Source organism: Dyella telluris (assembly GCF_014297575.1).
Classification (GTDB): Bacteria; Pseudomonadota; Gammaproteobacteria; order Xanthomonadales; family Rhodanobacteraceae; genus Dyella; species Dyella telluris.
Genome location: NZ_CP060412.1, coordinates 811,801 through 829,676, shown reverse-complemented (window position 1 = coordinate 829,676; position 17,876 = coordinate 811,801). Strand labels below are relative to the sequence as shown.

Below are 17,876 nucleotides of genomic sequence, written 5' to 3'. Positions count from 1 at the left end.
ACTTGTGCGCGACCGAATATCGGAACGGTCGCGCACAAGTGCGCTCCTGCAAGGAACGGAAATCAGTCCTTCTTCTTCAGCCTCGCGACGAGCTTCTCCAGCACCGCCTGCGTTTCCGGATGGAAGTACGCATCGACGAACTCGTCGAGCGGCAATTTCTCCGGATGGGCCCATACGGCCGTCAGGTCGGCGCGGGCAATCGCGCGCGTCTTGAGCATGGCATTGGAGGGCAGGGCGAGCAGGGCCTGCATCCACACCACGGAACGCGTCACCACCTGTTCGACATTGGTGAGTTCGTCCACCAGACCGATGGCCAGCGCCTCGGACGATTCGACCATGGTGCCCGCGACCATCAGGCGCTCGGCGCGGTAGTTGCCCACGATGCGGCGCAACGCCATCTGGATGCTCTCCGGCACCACCAGGCCCACCTGCACTTCATTGAGGCCGATGCGGAACGGGCCCTCCGCCATCACGCGGTAATCGCAGAACAGCGACAACACGGCGCCGCCCGCCGGGCTGTGGCCGGTGATCGCGGCCACCACGGGTACCGGTGACATGGCGAGCTTGGCACCGGTGAGGAAGAACTCGCGCCAGAAGTCGGCCACACCTTCGCGGTCGCGACCAAGCAGCGAGGGCACGTCCACGCCGGCGGAGAACATGCCCGGCTGGCCCGACAGCACGATGCCGCGCGCACCGCCGGCAATGGCCTTGTCGATGGCGTCGCGCAGTGCGCCCAGCAGCTCGACATTGAGCGCGTTCACCGGCGGACGTGCCAGGTTGATTTCGGTAACCGCGTCGTGCGTGATGAGGTTGAGCATAGGGGCAGGAGTGAGTTGAGAGGAGTGAGAAGCGAGAGTAGCAAAGACCGGAAGGCTGGGCGTGAGTAGGGCTGGGTGAGAGAAGAAAGGACCAGAGTTGCGACCCCGTCGCCTTATCTCACTCCTCACTTCTCTTCACTCACTTCTGATCTCAGCCCTGAGGGTTGTCCTCGGCCGTCCACGTGTAACGCACCGCGTAGTCGACGGTCGCCGAGCCGCTGGCGGGCACGGTCACCTTGAACTCCAGCGTGTCGGTGGTCTGTGTGCTCGGCTTGCCGCTGGAGGAGACCAGTGTCCACTGGCGCCAGCGCTGCGGATGCTCGCGCACGGTGACCGTGCGCGGGCTGTCGCCGGCGTTGGTCAGGGTGATGCGGAACGCTTCGTCCAGCGTGCGGCCGTTCTTGTCCACGTGGAAGCTCGTGCGCTCGCGCTTGCCGCGCAGGTCGAATGCCTGGCCGAGCGTGATGCGCGCATCGCTGCCCTTGGGCGTGTCGCTGATACGGCCTTCGCCGATGAACTGCGGCGTGCCGTTTCGGTCGGCGGTGAGCACGCGCAGGTAGCCCGCCGGCAGGCTGTCGAAGGCGCGGAACTGCAGGGTGCTCACGATGCCGGTGTTCTCGCCGCCGGGCACGAAGTCCTGGCTGATCATCGGCTGCGGAGGTACCCAGCCGCCGCCGTTCTCGTAGAGCGATGTGCGTTCACAGGCGATGCTGCGCGTGGTGTACAGCGGCAGCTGGCTCACGCTGCCATCGGGCAGGTCGACCGCGCCGGGCATGGTGTAGGTGCGGTAGTCGGCCAGCGTGGCCTGCTCAGGCATGGCAGCGTCGGCGGTCTTGGCACGCACGGCGAAAGCCATCGGGCGGGGGCCTCCGGCCTGCTTGGTGATCTGCGGTTCGCCCGCCACCAGCGTCAGCTGCACGTTTTTCCAGTCGCGGCCGCTGCGGTTGGCGACGCTGGCGCGTGATTCGAACTGCATCTTGCAGCTATCGCCCTGCGCCAGCGTTCCCACGTAGGCGGCACGCCAGCCGAGACCGGCGGTGGTGTAGCTCAACGTGGCCTGCGCCTTGCCGGCGCGTTTGGCGTCCACGCGCAACTGCAGGCTGGAGCCGGTCTGGAAGCTGCCCAGTGCGCGCACCGCCGCGTAGTCACGGATCAGGGTGGAGAACCCGTTGCTCTCCTGTACCACCAAGCCGTCGCTGGCGCGCAGCAGGGTGCCGCTGGCGAGCGACTGCCCGCTCGAGGAAACCACGTCCACCTTCTGGCCGATCAGGCTGCCCAGCGCGGCGTTCTGCCCCTGGCTGAGCAGCAGGCGCTGGGAGATCACCTGGGCAGCATCGCCGTCCACATTCAGCGCCATGGCTTCGGGGTCGAGATACTGCGGCAGTCCGCCGAGGCTGATGTCCTGCGTGCCGGAGGTCAGCTCAAGCTGGCGGGGTTCGCGCGCCACGGCGTAACCGGCATTCACCCCGCCGTTGTCGCCCGCGCTGAACAGCGAGGCGTCGTCGCTGCGGTACAGCGTGAGCGTGGTGGAAGACGGTGCGGCGATGGCGCCTGCGCCGGTGCCGGCGGCCATGGCGAAGGCGAAGGTGCGGAGGGGAAGCGGGATCACGGTCGAACTCCTTTCGGGTGGTCGCCGTTGATAGTACGGATGCCGCATGAAGCTGCGGCATCCGTCGTGCCGGTAGGGCTAACCCCGATTGCCGGCTGGTCCGTTCAAGCGCCTGCTTCGGCGGCGTCGCGGATGGATTGCGGCAGGGGCACCGGCTTGCCGCTGGCCGGATCCATCCACACCATCACCACCTTGCCGTCGCTGTACAGCGCGCCGTCGTGTGCGTTGATGATGCGGTGCCCGATGGTTACCGAGCTGTTGCCCAACCGTTCGCAGAACAGCTCCACGTTCAACTGCGCGGGCCATTCAATGGGGCGGCGGTAATTCACTTCGCTCGCAGCCAGCACGGGCATCGAGTGTTCGTCGAACCAGCCCGGCACGTGCTGCAGCCACTGCAGACGCGCTTCTTCGAGATAGGTCAGGTAGTTGGAATTGTTGACGTGATTGAACGCGTCCAGGTCGCGCCAACGCACGCCAATGGGGGCGACGAACAGCGGTCCGGCCGCCGCCTCGGGTGCCTGTGCGTCCGTCACGGCCGGGGCACTTTCCTGCGTCTCGGCCTTGCGGGAACGCGTGCGCTTCTCAGGCACTGTTTCGGTGGAACTCATGCAGTCTTCTTCCGTAATGCAGGTTTGCTCTTGCCATTGCCCTGGGCCTTGGCCGCCTTGGCGGGCTTCATGTCCAGGTGCGGGGCAAGGAAGTGTCCGGTATGCGAGCCCGGCGTGGCAGCCACCGTCTCCGGCGTGCCGGTCACGAGGATGCGACCACCACCGGCGCCGCCTTCCGGGCCGAGATCGACCAGCCAGTCGGCGGTCTTGATCACATCCAGATTATGCTCGATCACCACCACGGTGTTGCCCTGTTCCACCAGCTGGTGCAACACGTCGAGCAACTGCTCGATGTCGTGGAAGTGCAAACCCGTGGTCGGTTCGTCGAGGATGTACAACGTGCGGCCGGTGTCGCGCTTGGACAGTTCCTTGGACAGCTTCACGCGCTGCGCTTCGCCACCCGAGAGCGTGGTCGCGCTCTGGCCGAGCTTGATGTAATCGAGGCCCACGGCGCGCAGGGTTTCCAGCTTGCGGGCGATGGTCGGCACGTTCTCGAACAGCTTCAGCGCGTCTTCCACCGTCATGTCGAGCACATCGGCAATCGTGTGGCCCTTGTAGTGCACTTCCAGCGTTTCGCGGTTGTAGCGCTTGCCGTGGCAGACGTCGCAAGGCACGTACACATCCGGCAGGAAGTGCATCTCCACCTTGATCATGCCGTCGCCTTCGCAGGCTTCGCAGCGGCCACCACGCACGTTGAAACTGAAGCGGCCCGGCGTATAGCCGCGCGCACGCGCTTCGGGCACCTGCGCATACAGCTCGCGCAGCGGCGTGAACAGGCCGGTGTAGGTGGCCGGATTGGAGCGCGGCGTACGACCGATCGGCGACTGGTCGATGTCCACCACCTTGTCGAACAGTTCCAGGTTTTCGATGGACTCGTACGGCGCCGCTTTCTCGCTGGAACCATTGAGCTCCGCGGAGGCCAGGCGGAACAGCGTGTCGTTGATCAGCGTGGACTTGCCCGAGCCGGATACGCCGGTGACGCAGGTGAACAGGCCGGCCGGAATGTCCAGGTCGACGTTCTTGAGGTTATTGCCGCTGGCGCCCTTCAGGTGCAGCCACGAGTCGGGGTCGAGCTGCTGGCGGCGCTCTTCCGGCACCTTGATGCCGCGCTTGCCGGACAGGAACTGGCCGGTGACGGAACGCGACGAATTCAGGATGTCCTTGAGCGAACCCTCGGCCACCACTTCGCCACCATGCACGCCGGCGCCGGGGCCGATGTCGAGCACGTGGTCGGCCATGCGGATGGCGTCTTCGTCGTGCTCCACCACGATCACCGTGTTGCCCAGGTCGCGCAGGCGCGTCAGCGTGCCCAGCAGGCGTTCGTTGTCGCGCTGGTGCAGGCCAATGGACGGCTCGTCGAGCACGTACATCACGCCCACCAGGCCGGCGCCGATCTGCGATGCGAGACGGATGCGCTGCGCTTCGCCGCCGGACAGCGTGTCGGCCTGGCGATCCAGCGTGAGGTAATTGAGGCCCACGTCATTGAGGAAGGTGAGGCGCTCGCGGATTTCCTTGACGATCTTCACCGCGATCTCGCCGCGCCAGCCGGTCAGGGCGAGCTTCTCGAAGAAGGCGAGTGAATCGTCGATGGAGCGCGAGGTCAGCGAGGGCAGGGCGTGATCGGCCACGAACACGTTGCGCGCCGAGCGGTTCAGGCGCTGGCCTTCGCAGTCACGGCAGGCCTGGTCGCTGATGTACTTGGACAGTTCCTCGCGCACCGCCGCCGATTCGGTCTCCTTGTAGCGGCGATCCATATTCGGAAGGATGCCTTCGAACGCATGTTCGCGCGTCACGCGACCACCGCGCTCGGTGATGTACTTGAACGCGATCAGTTCCTTGCCGCTGCCGTACAGCACGGCCTTCTGGACGTCCGCCGGCAGCTTGCGCCACGGCGTATCCACGTCGAACTTGTAATGCGCCGCCAGCGACAGCAGCAGCTGGAAGTAGTGCGCGTTGCGGCGATCCCAGCCGCGGATGGCACCGCCGGCCAGCGACAGCTCCGGATGCGCCACGACCCGCGCGGGATCGAACACCTGCGTCACGCCAAGGCCGTCGCAGGTCGGGCAGGCGCCCACGGGCGAGTTGAACGAGAACAGGCGCGGTTCCAGCTCCGGCAGCGAGTAATCGCATACCGGGCAGGAGTAACGGGACGAGAGCAATTGCTCCGGCGCCTTCGCATCGTCCATGTCGACCACGATCACCAGGCCATCGCCCAGGCGCAGCGCGGTTTCGAACGATTCGGCCAGGCGCTGCTTGATGTCATCGCGCGGGCGGAAGCGGTCGATCACCACTTCGATGGTGTGCTTCTGGCGCAGCGTCAGCGGCGGCACGGCGTCGAGGTCGTACACGGTGCCGTCGACGCGCGCGCGCACGAAACCCTGCGCGCGCAGCTGGTCGAACACCTGCACGTGCTCGCCCTTGCGCTCGCGGATCACCGGCGCCAGCAGCATGAAGCGCTTCTCGGCGTCCATCGCCAGCGTGCTGTCCACCATCTGGCTGACCGTCTGCGCTTCCAGTGGAATGCCGTGGTCCGGGCAGCGCGGCGTGCCCACGCGGGCGTACAGCAGGCGCAGGTAGTCGTACACCTCGGTAATCGTGCCCACGGTGGAGCGCGGGTTATGCGAGGTGGACTTCTGCTCGATCGAAATCGCCGGCGACAGGCCTTCGATGTGATCGACGTCCGGCTTCTCCATCATCGAGAGGAACTGGCGCGCATACGCCGACAGCGATTCGACGTAGCGTCGCTGTCCCTCGGCATAGATGGTGTCGAACGCCAGCGAGGACTTGCCCGAACCCGACAGGCCGGTGATCACGATCAGTTTGTCGCGGGGCAGGTCGAGGTCGATGTTCTTGAGGTTGTGCGTGCGCGCACCGCGTATGCGGATGGTGTCCATGTCGCCCGGGATGGTCGGAGGGAGTAGGGGAAAACTGTACTATATCAAACTTGTCAGTTCGGTTATTGCCGTCTGACCCCATCCAACAAACTCTTAAGAGAAGATCCGGCCGAGTATGGCCTAATGGATTCTTTGGCCGGTTTCCGGCCGACAAGACGGGCAGAGAGTGCGGATGGGCAAGTTGAGCAGATGGGGTGCCGCGATGGCGCTTGCAATGGCCGCCGGGCAGGCAATGGCAGCATCGTCGCCGGCGACCGAGGATCAGGTCCGTCAGCTGATGGAAGTGGTCGGCCTTGGCAAGATGCTGCTGCAGATGAACACCCAGGCGGTGAACACCCTGCAGGCGTCCATGCCGTGCGTGCCGACGGACTTCTGGCAGAACTACATGAACGAGAGCCAGACCCAGCTGTTCATCGGTCGCCTGGTGCCCGTGTGGCAGCGCCACTTCACCTCGGACGAGATGAACGGCCTGCTGAAGTTCTATCGCTCACCGCTGGGCCAGAAGGTCATCACCGAGATGCCCACCACCATGGCCGAGGCGAACGAGGCCGGCCAGCAGTGGAGCCATGAGCGCAGCGACCAGATGGTCAACGAGCTCAAGCACATGGGCACCCTGGACGGCTCCGGCCGGTGCCCGGCCAAGGTCGCCGCATCGCCGGCGCCGGGAGCGGCCGTGGCGGGCGCCGCCGCCCTGAAGGGCGCGGATAACGCTTCGGACGGGGAAGAAGCCAAGCCGGCGGCGAAGGCCACCAGCCATACCACCTCGCACAGCAAGGCCCCGGCCAAGAAGCCCGCGGCCAAGCCAGCGCCGAAGAAGGCTCCGGCCAAACCGGCGGCCAAGCCAGCCGCCAAGACCGACAGCAAGGCGGCCCCGGCCAAGACGGACACCAAGCCCGCGACGAGCAGCGGGCAGGGTGGTCAGTAATTGACCAGCCCCCTTCGGGCTCGCTATACTCCCGAGTTCGTCGGTGTCCAATCAGGCCCGGCGAGCCCAAGAGAATAACGACAGAAGGGATATTCCCATGAGTTACGCAGTCATCAAGACCGGCGGCAAGCAGTACCGCGTTCAGCAGGGCGACGTCCTGCGCGTGGAGCTGCTCAACGCTGAAGAAGGCGCAGCCTTCACCTTCGACCAGGTTCTGCTGGTCGGTGCCGGTGAGTCGATCACCGTCGGTGCCCCGACCGTGGCCGGTGCCACCGTCAGCGCCACCGTGCGCAAGCATGGTCGTGCCGACAAGGTCCGCATCATCAAGTTCCGTCGCCGCAAGCACCACAAGAAGCAGCAGGGACATCGTCAGCATTTCACCGAAGTCGAGATCACGGGCATCAACGCCTGATCAGCCGGAGTAGATAGTCATGGCACATAAAAAAGGCGTAGGTTCGTCCCGCAACGGTCGCGACTCCAACCCGAAGTATCTCGGCGTGAAGGTGTACGGCGGCCAGGCCATCGAGGCCGGCAACATCATCGTGCGTCAGCGCGGCACCAAGTTCCATGCCGGTACCGGCGTGGGCCTGGGTCGTGACCACACGCTGTTTGCGCTGGTCGACGGCACCGTCGAATTCAAGACGCGCGGCGAGAACAACCGCAAGTTCGTCAGCGTCGTCAAGGGTTAATTCCCAGCGATGTTGCAGCGAAGGCCCCGCTTCGGCGGGGCTTTTGTTTTTGTCGGGAACGGAGCGGCGAGCGCCAGAGAGAGCGCAACTGCAGGATTCCCTTATGATGTTTCGCGGCTGCGCGTCATCGTTCCCCCGTACTCTTTCCCGGAACCTTCCCCATGAAATTCGTCGACGAAGCCATCATCAATGTCAAAGCCGGTGACGGCGGCAACGGGTGCATCAGCTTCCGTCGCGAAAAATTCATCCCCTTCGGCGGCCCCGACGGTGGTGACGGCGGCAGTGGCGGTTCGGTGTGGCTGGTGGCCGACGAGGGCCTCAATACCCTGATCGACTTCCGTCACCAGCGCTCGTTCAAGGCCGAGCGCGGCCAGAACGGCATGGGCAGCCAGATGTACGGCAAGGGCGGCGAAGACACCTACATCCGCGTGCCGGTGGGTACCGTGGTGATCAACGTCGACACCGACGAAACCATCGGCGACCTCACCCAGCACGGCCAGCGCCTGCTGGTGGCGCAGGGCGGCAAGGGCGGCCTGGGCAACATCCATTTCAAGAGCTCGGTGAACCGCGCGCCGCGCAAGTCCACGCCGGGTACGCCGGGTGACCTGCGTGAGCTGAAGCTGGAACTGAAGCTGCTGGCCGACGTCGGCCTGCTGGGTTTCCCGAACGCGGGCAAGTCCACCTTCATCCGCGCCGTGTCCGCCGCGACGCCGCGCGTGGCCGATTACCCGTTCACCACGCTGCACCCCAACCTGGGCGTGGTCAGCCTGGGCACGGACCAGAGCTTCGTCATCGCCGACATTCCGGGCCTGATCGAAGGCGCCGCGGACGGTGCCGGCCTGGGCATCCAGTTCCTGCGCCACGTATCGCGCACGCGCCTGCTGCTGCACGTGGTGGACATCGCCCCGATCGACGGTTCCGATCCGGTGGAGCAGGTGCAGGCCATCGAGCAGGAGCTGGAGAAATTCGACCCCGAACTGCTGCAGCGTCCGCGCTGGCTGGTGATGAACAAGGCTGACGTGCTGCCGGAAGACGAGCGCCAGGCCGTGGCGGCGGATGTCGTGGCGCGCCTTGGCTGGAAGGAGCCGTGGTTCCTGGTTTCCGCGATTGCACGCGAGAACACCATGCCGGTGTGCCAGCAGGTGTGGCACTTCCTTACTGAGCAGCAGATGGCGCAGGAAGAGCGCACGGATATGTTGCCGGGAGATGTGCGCCTGCGTGGGGATGGCGTGGCGGAGTGAGCGTGGCTCGCGCCTGATCCCTGGTGTTGAAAAAAGGCGGCCTTGGCCGCCTTTTTCTTTTTCCCGCTCCTTGGGCTGCGTGGGCAGAGAAAGCGTGGACGCTTCTGCTCCCTCTCCCCGCTGGGGAGAGGGCTGGGGTGAGGGGGCAACCTGGCCACGTCGCTTCATAGGAACCGTCATTTCAGCGGGAGCTGGGATCCAGTGACTTGGCACTGGCCTTCGGGTTGTAGCGTTCTCGCTAGATTGCCGCTTACGCCGCGGAGGCGTTTCGACCTCCTGCCGGAGGCCGAGTCACTTTTCTTTTGCTGGCCCAAAAGAAAAGTAACCCAAAGAAAATGGCCTTAAGAGCTGGCAGCATTCCGTTAGGAAAAGCCCGAACGGCTGAGGAACGTTGTTGCTTGGCAACCTCCGCCTCTACACAGCGGGTACTGCAATGCGCTTCGCAACGCGCCGATGCTCTGAGGACTTAACGCGGAGCGTCGTGCCGCTGCGCGGCACTTCCTTCCTTGCCACTCGGGTGTTCACGTTGAACATCACCTGTCGCTCGTCCTCTCCCGTTCGGGAGAGGACTGGGGTGGGCACTGAGGTGAGAGAGAAACAGACTTCACACGGTGCGAGACACCCCTGTAGGAGCGCACCTTGTGCGCGACCGCAGCGCCATGTCGATACCGCTCCGTCAGGCTGTCGCGCACAGGGTGCGCTCCTACAGAAAAGCTGAGCCGACACGCGATAGACCGCCGCAGCGTAGCCGCACGAGCCGTCTGCTCTTTGCCTACCGCTCCCCTTGAGCGCCGAGATGGGGTGCCTTTTCTTTTGGTTACTTTTATCTGGGCAAGCAAAGAAAAGTGACCCGGCCTCCGGCAGGAGGTCGGAACGCCCGCTGCGCAGGCGGCCAGTTCGCGATGGCGCTTTGGGCGAAACCAAAGAACTGTTGCCCAAGGAGGCGTTATCTAAACCCCCTCCATCTCACCCGGCAAAGAGATCCACGGGACACTCCCCCGCCGCGGAATTCCCTTGGCCCAAAACAAAAAAGACCGACTCCCGTCGGCCCCTTCTTCCAGGCACACAAAAAAGCCGGCTTGCGCCGGCTTCTTCGCCAACCCGAGATTCAGTACGCGGAGCTGGCTTACGCCAGCTCGCGGATCTTCGCGTTGAGGCGGCTCTTATGGCGAGCAGCCTTGTTCTTGTGGATCAGGCCGCGCGACGCGTAGCGGTCCATGACCGGCTGGGCGGCGGCAAAGGCCTCAACGGCGGCTGCCTTGTCCTTGTTCTCGATGGCCTTGACGACCTTCTTGAGGGCGGTGCGCACCATGGAACGGGCGCTGACGTTGCGCAGGCGGCGCTGCTCGGACTGGCGCGCGCGCTTCTTCGCGGACTTGATGTTGGCCAAGGTAGAACTCCGAAATGAATTGCTGGGTTGGAAAAAGACGGCAATTATGCGGCTAATGAGCCGCAGCGTCAACAGCTTAGCGCTGCCGGGGCATGCCGGAAGGCATCGAACCGCTGAATGGGCGGCCCAAGGTGAACGGGAACGCCTGATTATGCCACGTCTGAGCTGTCAACTTGCCATGCCGGGCTGGCACACTACGCGCCTTTCGGCGTCAGGGCAGAGGGGCCCGGCGTCCGGTACGTCTCACCAGAAAAGGCACGACTAGCGGCATGAAGTCTCCCAGCATGTTCCGTGGGCTGCTGTCCTTCAGCAGCATGACCATGATTTCGCGCGTACTCGGTCTGGTCCGGGACATGTCGATCAACGCCACCTTTGGCGCCAATGCGGCCACCGACGCGTTCTGGGTGGCGTTCCGCATCCCCAACTTCATGCGTCGCCTGTTCGCGGAGGGTTCGTTCTCCACGGCGTTCGTACCGGTGTTCACCGAGGTGAAGGAAAAGCGCCCCCACGGCGACCTCAAGGAGCTGATGGCGCGCGTGTCGGGCACGCTGGGCGGCGTGCTGTTGCTGATCACCGCGCTGGGCGTGATCTTCGCGCCGCAGGTGGCAGCGTTGTTTTCGCAGGGCGCGGCCGACACGCCGGAGAAGTTCGAGCTCACCGCGCAGCTGCTTCGCCTGACTTTCCCGTTCCTGCTGTTCGTTTCGCTCACTGCGTTGTGTGGCGGCGCGCTCAACAGTTTCCATAAGTTCGCGCTTCCGGCGCTGACGCCGGTGATCCTCAACCTGTGCATGATCGGCGGCGCGCTGTGGCTGTCGAAGTGGGTGCACCCGCCCATCATGGCGATGGGTTGGGCGATCATGCTGGCCGGCGTGCTGCAGTTGATCTTCCAGTTGCCGTCGCTGCGCCGCCTGGACCTGCTGGCGCTGCCGCGCTGGGGCTGGAGCCACCCGGACGTGCGCCGCATCCTGAAGCTGATGGTGCCGACGCTGTTCGGCTCCTCCATCGCGCAGATCAACCTGCTGCTGGACACGGTGATCGCTGCCTATCTGATGACCGGCTCGCAGAGCTGGCTGTCGCAGGCGGACCGCTTCCTGGAGCTGCCGCTGGGCCTGTTCGGCGTGGCGCTGGGCACGGTGATCCTGCCGTCGCTGTCGCGCCATCACGTGACCACCGACCGCGAAGGTTTCTCCAAGGCGCTGGACTGGGGCCTGCGCACCACGCTGCTGATCGCCGTGCCGGCCATGTTCGCGCTGATGCTGCTGGCCCGGCCGCTGGTCGCTACGCTGTTCCAGCACGGTCAGTTCACGCCGTTCGATACCCACATGGCGACGCTGTCCATCACCGCACTGAGCTTCGGCCTGCCGGCCTTTGCACTGGTGAAGGTGGCGCTGCCGGCGTTCTATTCGCGCCAGGACACCAAGACCCCGGTGCGCGCCGGCGTGGCCTCGCTGGTGGCGAACATGGTGATGAACGTGGCCTTCGTGGCCTTGCTGTACGTGCTGTGGGCCACGCCGGAGCAGCGCCAGCTGCCGTGGCTGGACGGCATTGCGGCCGTGCCGGGCCTGCATATGGCGTTGGGCATGGCCAGCGCGCTGGCCAGCTACATCAACCTTGGCCTGCTGTGGCACTGGCTGCGCCGCGCCGGCGTGTACCAGCGCCAGCCTGGCTGGGCGCGTCATATGCTCAGGCTGGTGGTGTCCTGTGCGGTGATGGTGGCCGTGCTGCTGGTGGGCATGCACACCTGGCCGGACTGGACCGATGCGGACAAATGGACGCGTGTGTGGCGCCTGGCCGTGCTGGTGGGGGCGGGCGGTGGTGCCTACGTGGTCACGTTGTTTGCGACGGGCTTCCGCTTGCGCGAATTGCGCGGCGTCTGAGGTCCTGAAGTCGTCATCCCCGCGAAGGCGGGGATCCAGCGTCTTTCGTTCTTGCCCGATGCCTCAAAAGTCACTGGATCCCCGCCTTCGCGGGGATGACGGTGAGGGGCATCCGAGATTGCGGTGAGTGCAAGTATGGCAACCGGCACTACCTGCCCAGACGCTATACTCGCCCGATGATGAGACTTTCCAGGGATGTCGCCGGCTCCAGCCTGGCTCCCGGCGGCAGCGTAGTAGCCGTCGGTGCGTTCGATGGCCTGCATCGTGGTCACCAGGCCCTGCTTGCCGAGGTGCGCGAGCGCGCGGCCGAGCTGGGTCTTACCCCCATCGTGGTGAGCTTCGAGCCGCTGCCGCGGGCGTTCTTCTCGCCCGAGCCGGTGCCGCGCCTTTCCAGCGTCCGCGAGAAGCTGCGCGGGTTCGACGCCGCGGGCATGGAGCAGGTGCTCTTGCTGCGCTTCAATCGCGCCCTTACATCCATGTCTGCGGACGATTTCGTGCGCAAGGTGCTGGTGGAGCGGCTCCATGCCCGCGAGGTCTGGGTGGGCGCGGATTTCCGCTTCGGCCACAAGCGCAGCGGCGACGTGGCCATGCTGGAGCGGGTGGGGCCGGAGTTCGGTTTCACCGCCCGCACCATGCCGTCGGTGCTGCTGGAAGGCGCACGGGTTTCCGCCACCCGGGTGCGCGCGCTGCTTTCCGCGGGTGAGTTCTCCGGCGCCGCGCCGCTGCTGGGGCGACCCTTCGTGATGGAAGGCAAGGTGGAATACGGCAAACAGCTGGGGCGCCAGCTGGGCTATCCCACCGCCAACATCCATCTGCGCGAACGGACCAGCCCGGTCCACGGCATCTTCGCCGTGCGCGTGGGCCTGGGTGAAAGCGAATGCAGCTGGCCTGCGGTGGCCAGCCTGGGCGTGCGGCCCACGGTGAACGAAGTGCCGGAGCCGCTGCTGGAAGTCCATTTGTTCGACTTCGAGGGCGATCTCTACGGCCAGCGCATGGCGGTGGAATTCGTCGCCAAGCTCCGGGATGAGCAGAAATTCGACAATCTGGACGATTTGACCGTCCAGATGGCTAAAGACGCGCGGCAAGCCCGTGAATTGCTGGGCATGAACCCGCGTCTCAGCGAGGCGTAACCGGCCTAAATCCGGTAACGTTGGCGTTTTCGCCAGACGATGGCGGCGCCGGCCCGAAAGGCCATGGCGCCCGCCCGGTGACCCCGAACAACCCTACGATCTGAGCATCCCCAGGCAATGACCCAGGATTACAAGAACACCATCAACCTGCCGCAGACGGAATTCCCGATGCGCGGTGACCTCCCCAAGCGCGAGCCCAAGTGGCTGGCCGATTGGCAGCAGGTGAACCGCTACGTGCAGATTCAGGAGCGCGCGGCCAACCGCGACAAGGTGTTCGTGCTGCACGATGGCCCGCCGTATGCCAACGGTGCCATTCACCTGGGTCACGCGGTGAACAAGGTGCTCAAGGACGTGGTGGTGAAATCGCGCCTGCTGGCCGGTTTCCGCGCGCCCTACGTGCCGGGTTGGGATTGCCACGGCCTGCCCATCGAAGTGGCGGTGGAGAAGAAATTCGGCCGCGTGGGCGACAAGCTCGACGCTGCGGCTTTCCGTCAGAAGTGCCGCGAGTACGCGCAGCAGCAGATCGACCTGCAGCGCACCGACTTCAAGCGCCTGGGCGTGCTCGGTGACTGGGAAAACCCGTACCGCACGATGGACTTCAAGTACGAAGCGGACATGGTGCGTGCGCTGGCGAAGATCGTCGGCAACGGTCACGTGGTGCGCGGTGCCAAGCCGGTGTACTGGTGCTTCGATTGCGGCTCCGCACTGGCGGAAGCAGAAATCGAGTACGCCGACAAGGTCTCGCCGGCCGTCGATGTGGCCTATGACGCGGTGGACGCCAAGGCGCTCGCGCAGAAGTTCGGCGTGGACGCGGGCGACGCCATCGTCGCCATCCCCATCTGGACCACCACGCCGTGGACGCTGCCGGAAAGCCAGGCTGTGTCGCTGGGTGGTGAACTCGAATACGCCTTGATCGAAGGCCCGTCGCGCGATGGCCATCGCCTGCTGCTGGTCGTTGCCAGCGCGCTGGTGGAAAAGGTCGCGCAGCGCTACGGCATCGAGGGCGAGGCGAAGGTGCTCGGCCACGTCGAGGGCCAGTCGCTGGAAGGCGTGCTGCTGAAGCACCCGTTCTACAGCCGCGAAGTGCCCGTGCTGATCGGCGACCACGTGTCCGCCGAAGACGGTACCGGCGCCGTGCACACCTCGCCCGACCACGGCGTGGAAGACTTCGTCGTGTCGCGCAAGTACGGCATCGAGACGCTCAACTACACCGAGGCGCGCGGCACCTATCGTGCCGACACGCCGGCCGCGCTCGATGGCACCGTCATCGCCGGCAAGCACCTGTGGAAGGCCAACGACGAAATCGTCGAGCTGCTGCGCCGTCGCGGCGTGCTGCTGGCCTTCGCCAAGATCGAACACAGCTACCCGCATTGCTGGCGCCACAAGACGCCGGTGATCTTCCGCACCACGCCGCAGTGGTTCATCAGCATGGAGAAGGAAGGGCTGCGCCCGACCGCGCTCGATGCGATCAAGCATGTGCGCTGGGTGCCGTCGTGGGGCGAAGAGCGTATCGCTGGCATGGTCAGCGACCGTCCCGACTGGTGCATCTCGCGCCAGCGCACCTGGGGCGTGCCGATCGCGCTGTTCATCCACAAGGGTACGCAGGAACCGCATCCCGATTCCGTCGCGCTGCTGGAGCAGGTGGCCAAGCGTGTGGAGCAGGGCGGCATCGATGCGTGGTACGCGCTCGACGCGGCCGAACTGCTCGGCGACCAGGCCAAGGACTATGAAAAGGTCCTGGACGTGCTCGACGTGTGGTTCGACTCCGGCGTCAGCCACTTCGCCGTGGTGGGCCAGCGCCCCGAGCTGCAGCAGGGCAAGGCGTCCAGCTACCACGTGATGTACCTGGAAGGCTCGGACCAGCATCGCGGCTGGTTCCAGTCCTCCTTGCTCACCTCGTCGGCCATGTTCGCCAAGGCGCCGTACAACGACGTGCTCACCCACGGCTTCACCGTGGATGCGCAGGGCCGCAAGATGTCCAAGTCGCTGGGCAACGGCATCGAGCCACAGGACATCATGAAGAACCTGGGCGCGGACATCCTGCGCCTGTGGATCTGCTCCACCGACTACCGCAACGAGATGTCGCTGTCCGACGAAATCTTGAAGCGCGTGTCGGACACGTATCGCCGCATCCGCAACACCGCGCGCTTCCTGCTGGGCAACCTGGACGGTTTCGACCCCACCAAGCACCTGGTGCCGGTGGAAGAGAGCCTGTTGCTCGACCAGTGGGCCGTGCAGCAGGCGTACGACACCCAGCAGGCGGTGATGGCGGCGTACGACCGCTACGACTTCCCGGAAATCGTGCAGCGCGTGCAGAACTACTGCACCAACGAGCTGGGCGCGCTGTACCTGGATATCACCAAGGACCGCCTCTACACGATGCCGACCGAAAGCCACGGTCGCCGCAGCGCGCAGAGCGCGATGTACCGCATCGCCGAGGCGCTGGTGCGCTGGCTGGCGCCGGTGCTCACGTTTACCGCGGAAGAAATCTGGCAGCACATGCCGGGCGAGCGTAGCGAAAGCGTGCTGTTCGAAACCTGGTACGACGGCCTGGCTTCCACGCAGGGCTCGCCGGAACAGCGCCGCTACTGGGCTGACCTGCTGGCGATTCGCGACACGGCCTCGCGCGTGCTCGAAGGCATGCGCAAGGGTGAGCAGATCGGCGCTTCGCTGGAAGCCAAGCTGGCGATCCATGCCGATCCGGCCATTGTCGCGCGCTACCAGCCCACCGCGTCGGAGCTGCGCTTCTTCTTCATCACCTCGGACGTGCGCCTGGATCTGGCCGGTGGCCAACCGGCGGACGCGGTGCTGACGGAGCTGGAAGGCGCGGACGTGTGGGTCTCGGCCACGGTCAGCGACGCCATCAAGTGCGTGCGCTGCTGGCACCGTCGCGACGACGTCGGTACGCACGCCAACCATCCGGAGCTGTGCGATCGTTGCATCAGCAACGTGGACGGTCCGGGTGAGGACCGTCGCTGGTTTTGACCACACTTCTTCCTCTCCCCTCCGGGGAGAGGACCGAGGTGAGGGGTGGGTGCTCGCGGGATCATTGCAGTAGCGCAGGCTTCGCTTCACACCCAACCCGCCGCAAGATTGGCCCCTCACCCCAACCCTCTCCCCGGAGGGGCGAGGGAGTAGCTACGCAAGATTGATGTGTCCATGAAACCCAAACCCAACGCCCTCAACTGGCTCCTGCTCTCCGCCGTCGTCATCGTGCTCGACCAGCTGAGCAAGTGGTGGGCGCTCGCCGCGCTGCAGCCGGCCGGCACGCCGCATCCGGTGATCCCGGGTTTCCTCAACTGGACGCTGGCCTTCAACAAGGGCGCGGCCTTCAGCTTCCTTGCCGCCAGCGACGGCTGGCAGCGCTGGTTCTTCGTGCTGCTGGCGGTGGTGATCAGTGGCGTGCTGGTTTCGTGGCTGTCGCGCACGCCGCGCGGCGACTGGAAGACGGCGCTGCCGGTCAGCCTGATCATCGGCGGTGCGCTGGGCAACCTGATCGACCGCCTGCATGCCTCGCAGGTCACCGACTTCATCCACGTGTATTTCCGCGAATGGAACTACCCGGTGTTCAATCTCGCTGACTGTGGGATCACCGTGGGCGCCGTGGCGCTGGTGGTTTTCGGCCTGTTTCAGGGCAAAACCAAGGCCTGAACACACCCTCACGTACGGCAACACCGGCCGTGCGATAATCCGTATCTGTCAGCCGCCCGATCGATCCGGAGCATTCGTGGACATACTGCTCGCCAATCCCCGTGGCTTCTGTGCCGGCGTGGACCGTGCCATTGCCATCGTCGAGCGCGCGCTCGAATCCTATGGCGCGCCCATCTATGTGCGTCACGAAGTGGTGCACAACCGCTACGTGGTCGACAAGCTGCGCAACGATGGCGCCGTGTTCGTGGAAGAACTGCACGAAGTGCCCGATGGCGCCACGGTCATTTTCAGCGCCCACGGCGTGTCCAAGGCCGTGCGCGAGGAAGCCGAGCAGCGCGGCCTGAAAGTGTTCGACGCCACCTGTCCGCTGGTCACCAAGGTGCATATGGAAGTGGCGCGCCTGGGTCGCCTGGGCCGCAGCGTGGTGCTGATCGGCCACGCCGGCCATCCGGAAGTGGAAGGCACCATGGGCCAGTGGAACCCGGCCAACACCGGCGAGATCCTGCTGGTGGAGTCGGTGGAATGCGTCGCCACGCTGGAACCCAAGTTCCCGCACGAGCTGTCCTACGTCACCCAGACCACGCTGTCGGTGGATGACACCAAGGCCATCATCGAAGCCTTGCGCGCCAAGTTCACCGACATCGAAGGCCCGCGCAAGGACGACATCTGCTACGCCACGCAGAACCGTCAGGACGCCGTGCGCCGTCTGGCCAGCTCGGTGGATCTGATGCTGGTGGTTGGTTCGGTCAACAGCTCCAACTCCAACCGCCTGCGCGAACTGGCGGAGAAAGAGGGCGTGCGCTCCTTCCTCATCGACGGCGCCGAGCACATCGAGCGCAGCTGGCTCGATGGTGTCACCCGCATCGGCCTGACCGCCGGTGCCTCCGCCCCGGAGAAGCTGGTACGCGACGTCATCGCCCGCCTGCAGTCGTGGGGCGCCGGTGCCGTGCGTGAGCTGGACGGCGAGCCGGAGACCATCACCTTCGCGCTGCCCAAGGAACTTCGCCTGGCCGGTGGGGTTTCGGCAAGTCTGTAAGCGGCAAC

At 65.3% G+C, this 17,876-nt stretch carries 14 protein-coding genes; 9 read left to right on the top strand and 5 right to left on the bottom strand.

Features of this window, described 5'->3' with window-relative positions; translation table 11 throughout:
- Positions 1-62: 62 nt before the first annotated feature.
- The 4 genes from H8F01_RS03805 to uvrA form a co-directional block, all read right to left on the bottom strand.
- The gene (locus tag H8F01_RS03805) at positions 63-818 is read right to left on the bottom strand and encodes an enoyl-CoA hydratase/isomerase family protein (protein ID WP_187057743.1); all 756 of its coding nucleotides are present in this window, start codon (positions 816-818) and stop codon (positions 63-65) included.
- 151 nt (positions 819-969) lie between these two features.
- Positions 970-2,427 (bottom strand): DUF4139 domain-containing protein, encoded by a 1,458-nt coding sequence (locus H8F01_RS03800; RefSeq protein ID WP_425490069.1) that lies wholly within the window; start codon positions 2,425-2,427, stop codon positions 970-972.
- A gap of 104 nt (positions 2,428-2,531) precedes the next feature.
- Positions 2,532-3,035 (bottom strand): acyl-CoA thioesterase, encoded by a 504-nt coding sequence (locus tag H8F01_RS03795; RefSeq protein WP_187057742.1) that lies wholly within the window; start codon positions 3,033-3,035, stop codon positions 2,532-2,534.
- Positions 3,032-5,929 carry an excinuclease ABC subunit UvrA gene (uvrA, locus tag H8F01_RS03790; protein ID WP_187057741.1) on the bottom strand — a complete coding sequence of 966 codons (2,898 nt, stop codon included), beginning with the start codon at positions 5,927-5,929 and terminating at the stop codon, positions 3,032-3,034. The genes H8F01_RS03795 and uvrA overlap by 4 nt, the downstream gene beginning before the upstream one ends.
- A 202-nt stretch (positions 5,930-6,131) precedes the next feature.
- Between uvrA and H8F01_RS03785 the strand changes: the two genes are divergently transcribed.
- From H8F01_RS03785 to cgtA, 4 genes are all read left to right on the top strand, one after another.
- Complete coding sequence (locus tag H8F01_RS03785) at positions 6,132-6,854, top strand: DUF2059 domain-containing protein (RefSeq protein WP_238481141.1); 723 nt, start codon at positions 6,132-6,134, stop codon at positions 6,852-6,854.
- 97 nt (positions 6,855-6,951) lie between these two features.
- The gene (gene rplU / locus H8F01_RS03780) at positions 6,952-7,266 is read left to right on the top strand and encodes a 50S ribosomal protein L21 (protein ID WP_019465501.1); all 315 of its coding nucleotides are present in this window, start codon (positions 6,952-6,954) and stop codon (positions 7,264-7,266) included.
- A 19-nt stretch (positions 7,267-7,285) separates the two neighbouring features.
- On the top strand, positions 7,286-7,543 hold the full coding sequence (rpmA, locus tag H8F01_RS03775) for a 50S ribosomal protein L27 (RefSeq protein ID WP_019465502.1): 258 nt from the start codon (positions 7,286-7,288) through the stop codon (positions 7,541-7,543).
- Between the two features lie 161 nt (positions 7,544-7,704).
- Entirely contained in the window at positions 7,705-8,784 is a 1,080-nt protein-coding gene (gene cgtA / locus H8F01_RS03770) for an Obg family GTPase CgtA (protein WP_187057739.1), read from the top strand.
- A gap of 1,126 nt (positions 8,785-9,910) precedes the next feature.
- On the opposite strand, the gene rpsT is transcribed toward cgtA, so the two are convergent.
- Positions 9,911-10,174, bottom strand: coding sequence for a 30S ribosomal protein S20 (rpsT, locus tag H8F01_RS03765; RefSeq protein ID WP_167254468.1), 264 nt, complete (start codon positions 10,172-10,174; stop codon positions 9,911-9,913).
- Between the two features lie 284 nt (positions 10,175-10,458).
- On the opposite strand from rpsT, the gene murJ reads away from it, so the two are divergent.
- From murJ to ispH, 5 genes are all read left to right on the top strand, one after another.
- Complete coding sequence (murJ, locus tag H8F01_RS03760; RefSeq protein ID WP_187059138.1) at positions 10,459-12,051, top strand: murein biosynthesis integral membrane protein MurJ; 1,593 nt, start codon at positions 10,459-10,461, stop codon at positions 12,049-12,051.
- Between the two features lie 176 nt (positions 12,052-12,227).
- On the top strand, positions 12,228-13,181 hold the full coding sequence (locus tag H8F01_RS03755) for a bifunctional riboflavin kinase/FAD synthetase (protein WP_187057738.1): 954 nt from the start codon (positions 12,228-12,230) through the stop codon (positions 13,179-13,181).
- Between the two features lie 117 nt (positions 13,182-13,298).
- Positions 13,299-16,166 (top strand): isoleucine--tRNA ligase, encoded by a 2,868-nt coding sequence (gene ileS / locus H8F01_RS03750; RefSeq protein ID WP_187057737.1) that lies wholly within the window; start codon positions 13,299-13,301, stop codon positions 16,164-16,166.
- Positions 16,167-16,340: 174 nt separating this feature from the next.
- Positions 16,341-16,832, top strand: a complete 492-nt coding sequence (gene lspA / locus H8F01_RS03745) for a signal peptidase II (RefSeq protein WP_187057736.1) — start codon at positions 16,341-16,343, stop codon at positions 16,830-16,832.
- A 76-nt stretch (positions 16,833-16,908) separates the two neighbouring features.
- Entirely contained in the window at positions 16,909-17,868 is a 960-nt protein-coding gene (gene ispH / locus H8F01_RS03740) for a 4-hydroxy-3-methylbut-2-enyl diphosphate reductase (protein WP_187057735.1), read from the top strand.
- The last annotated feature ends 8 nt before the right edge of the window (positions 17,869-17,876 follow it).

What these genes read in the sequence shown, in the direction of transcription:
- rpmA (WP_019465502.1), top strand. Translation starts at nt 7,286, where the DNA reads ATGGCACATAAAAAAGGCGTAGGTTCGTCCCGCAACGGTCGCGACTCC.
- murJ (WP_187059138.1), top strand. Translation starts at nt 10,459, where the DNA reads ATGTTCCGTGGGCTGCTGTCCTTCAGCAGCATGACCATGATTTCGCGC.
- cgtA (WP_187057739.1), top strand. Translation starts at nt 7,705, where the DNA reads ATGAAATTCGTCGACGAAGCCATCATCAATGTCAAAGCCGGTGACGGC.
- H8F01_RS03755 (WP_187057738.1), top strand. Translation starts at nt 12,228, where the DNA reads ATGATGAGACTTTCCAGGGATGTCGCCGGCTCCAGCCTGGCTCCCGGC.
- H8F01_RS03795 (WP_187057742.1), bottom strand. Translation starts at nt 3,035, where the DNA reads ATGAGTTCCACCGAAACAGTGCCTGAGAAGCGCACGCGTTCCCGCAAG.
- lspA (WP_187057736.1), top strand. Translation starts at nt 16,341, where the DNA reads ATGAAACCCAAACCCAACGCCCTCAACTGGCTCCTGCTCTCCGCCGTC.
- ileS (WP_187057737.1), top strand. Translation starts at nt 13,299, where the DNA reads ATGACCCAGGATTACAAGAACACCATCAACCTGCCGCAGACGGAATTC.
- H8F01_RS03785 (WP_238481141.1), top strand. Translation starts at nt 6,132, where the DNA reads ATGGCGCTTGCAATGGCCGCCGGGCAGGCAATGGCAGCATCGTCGCCG.
- rplU (WP_019465501.1), top strand. Translation starts at nt 6,952, where the DNA reads ATGAGTTACGCAGTCATCAAGACCGGCGGCAAGCAGTACCGCGTTCAG.
- uvrA (WP_187057741.1), bottom strand. Translation starts at nt 5,929, where the DNA reads ATGGACACCATCCGCATACGCGGTGCGCGCACGCACAACCTCAAGAAC.
- H8F01_RS03805 (WP_187057743.1), bottom strand. Translation starts at nt 818, where the DNA reads ATGCTCAACCTCATCACGCACGACGCGGTTACCGAAATCAACCTGGCA.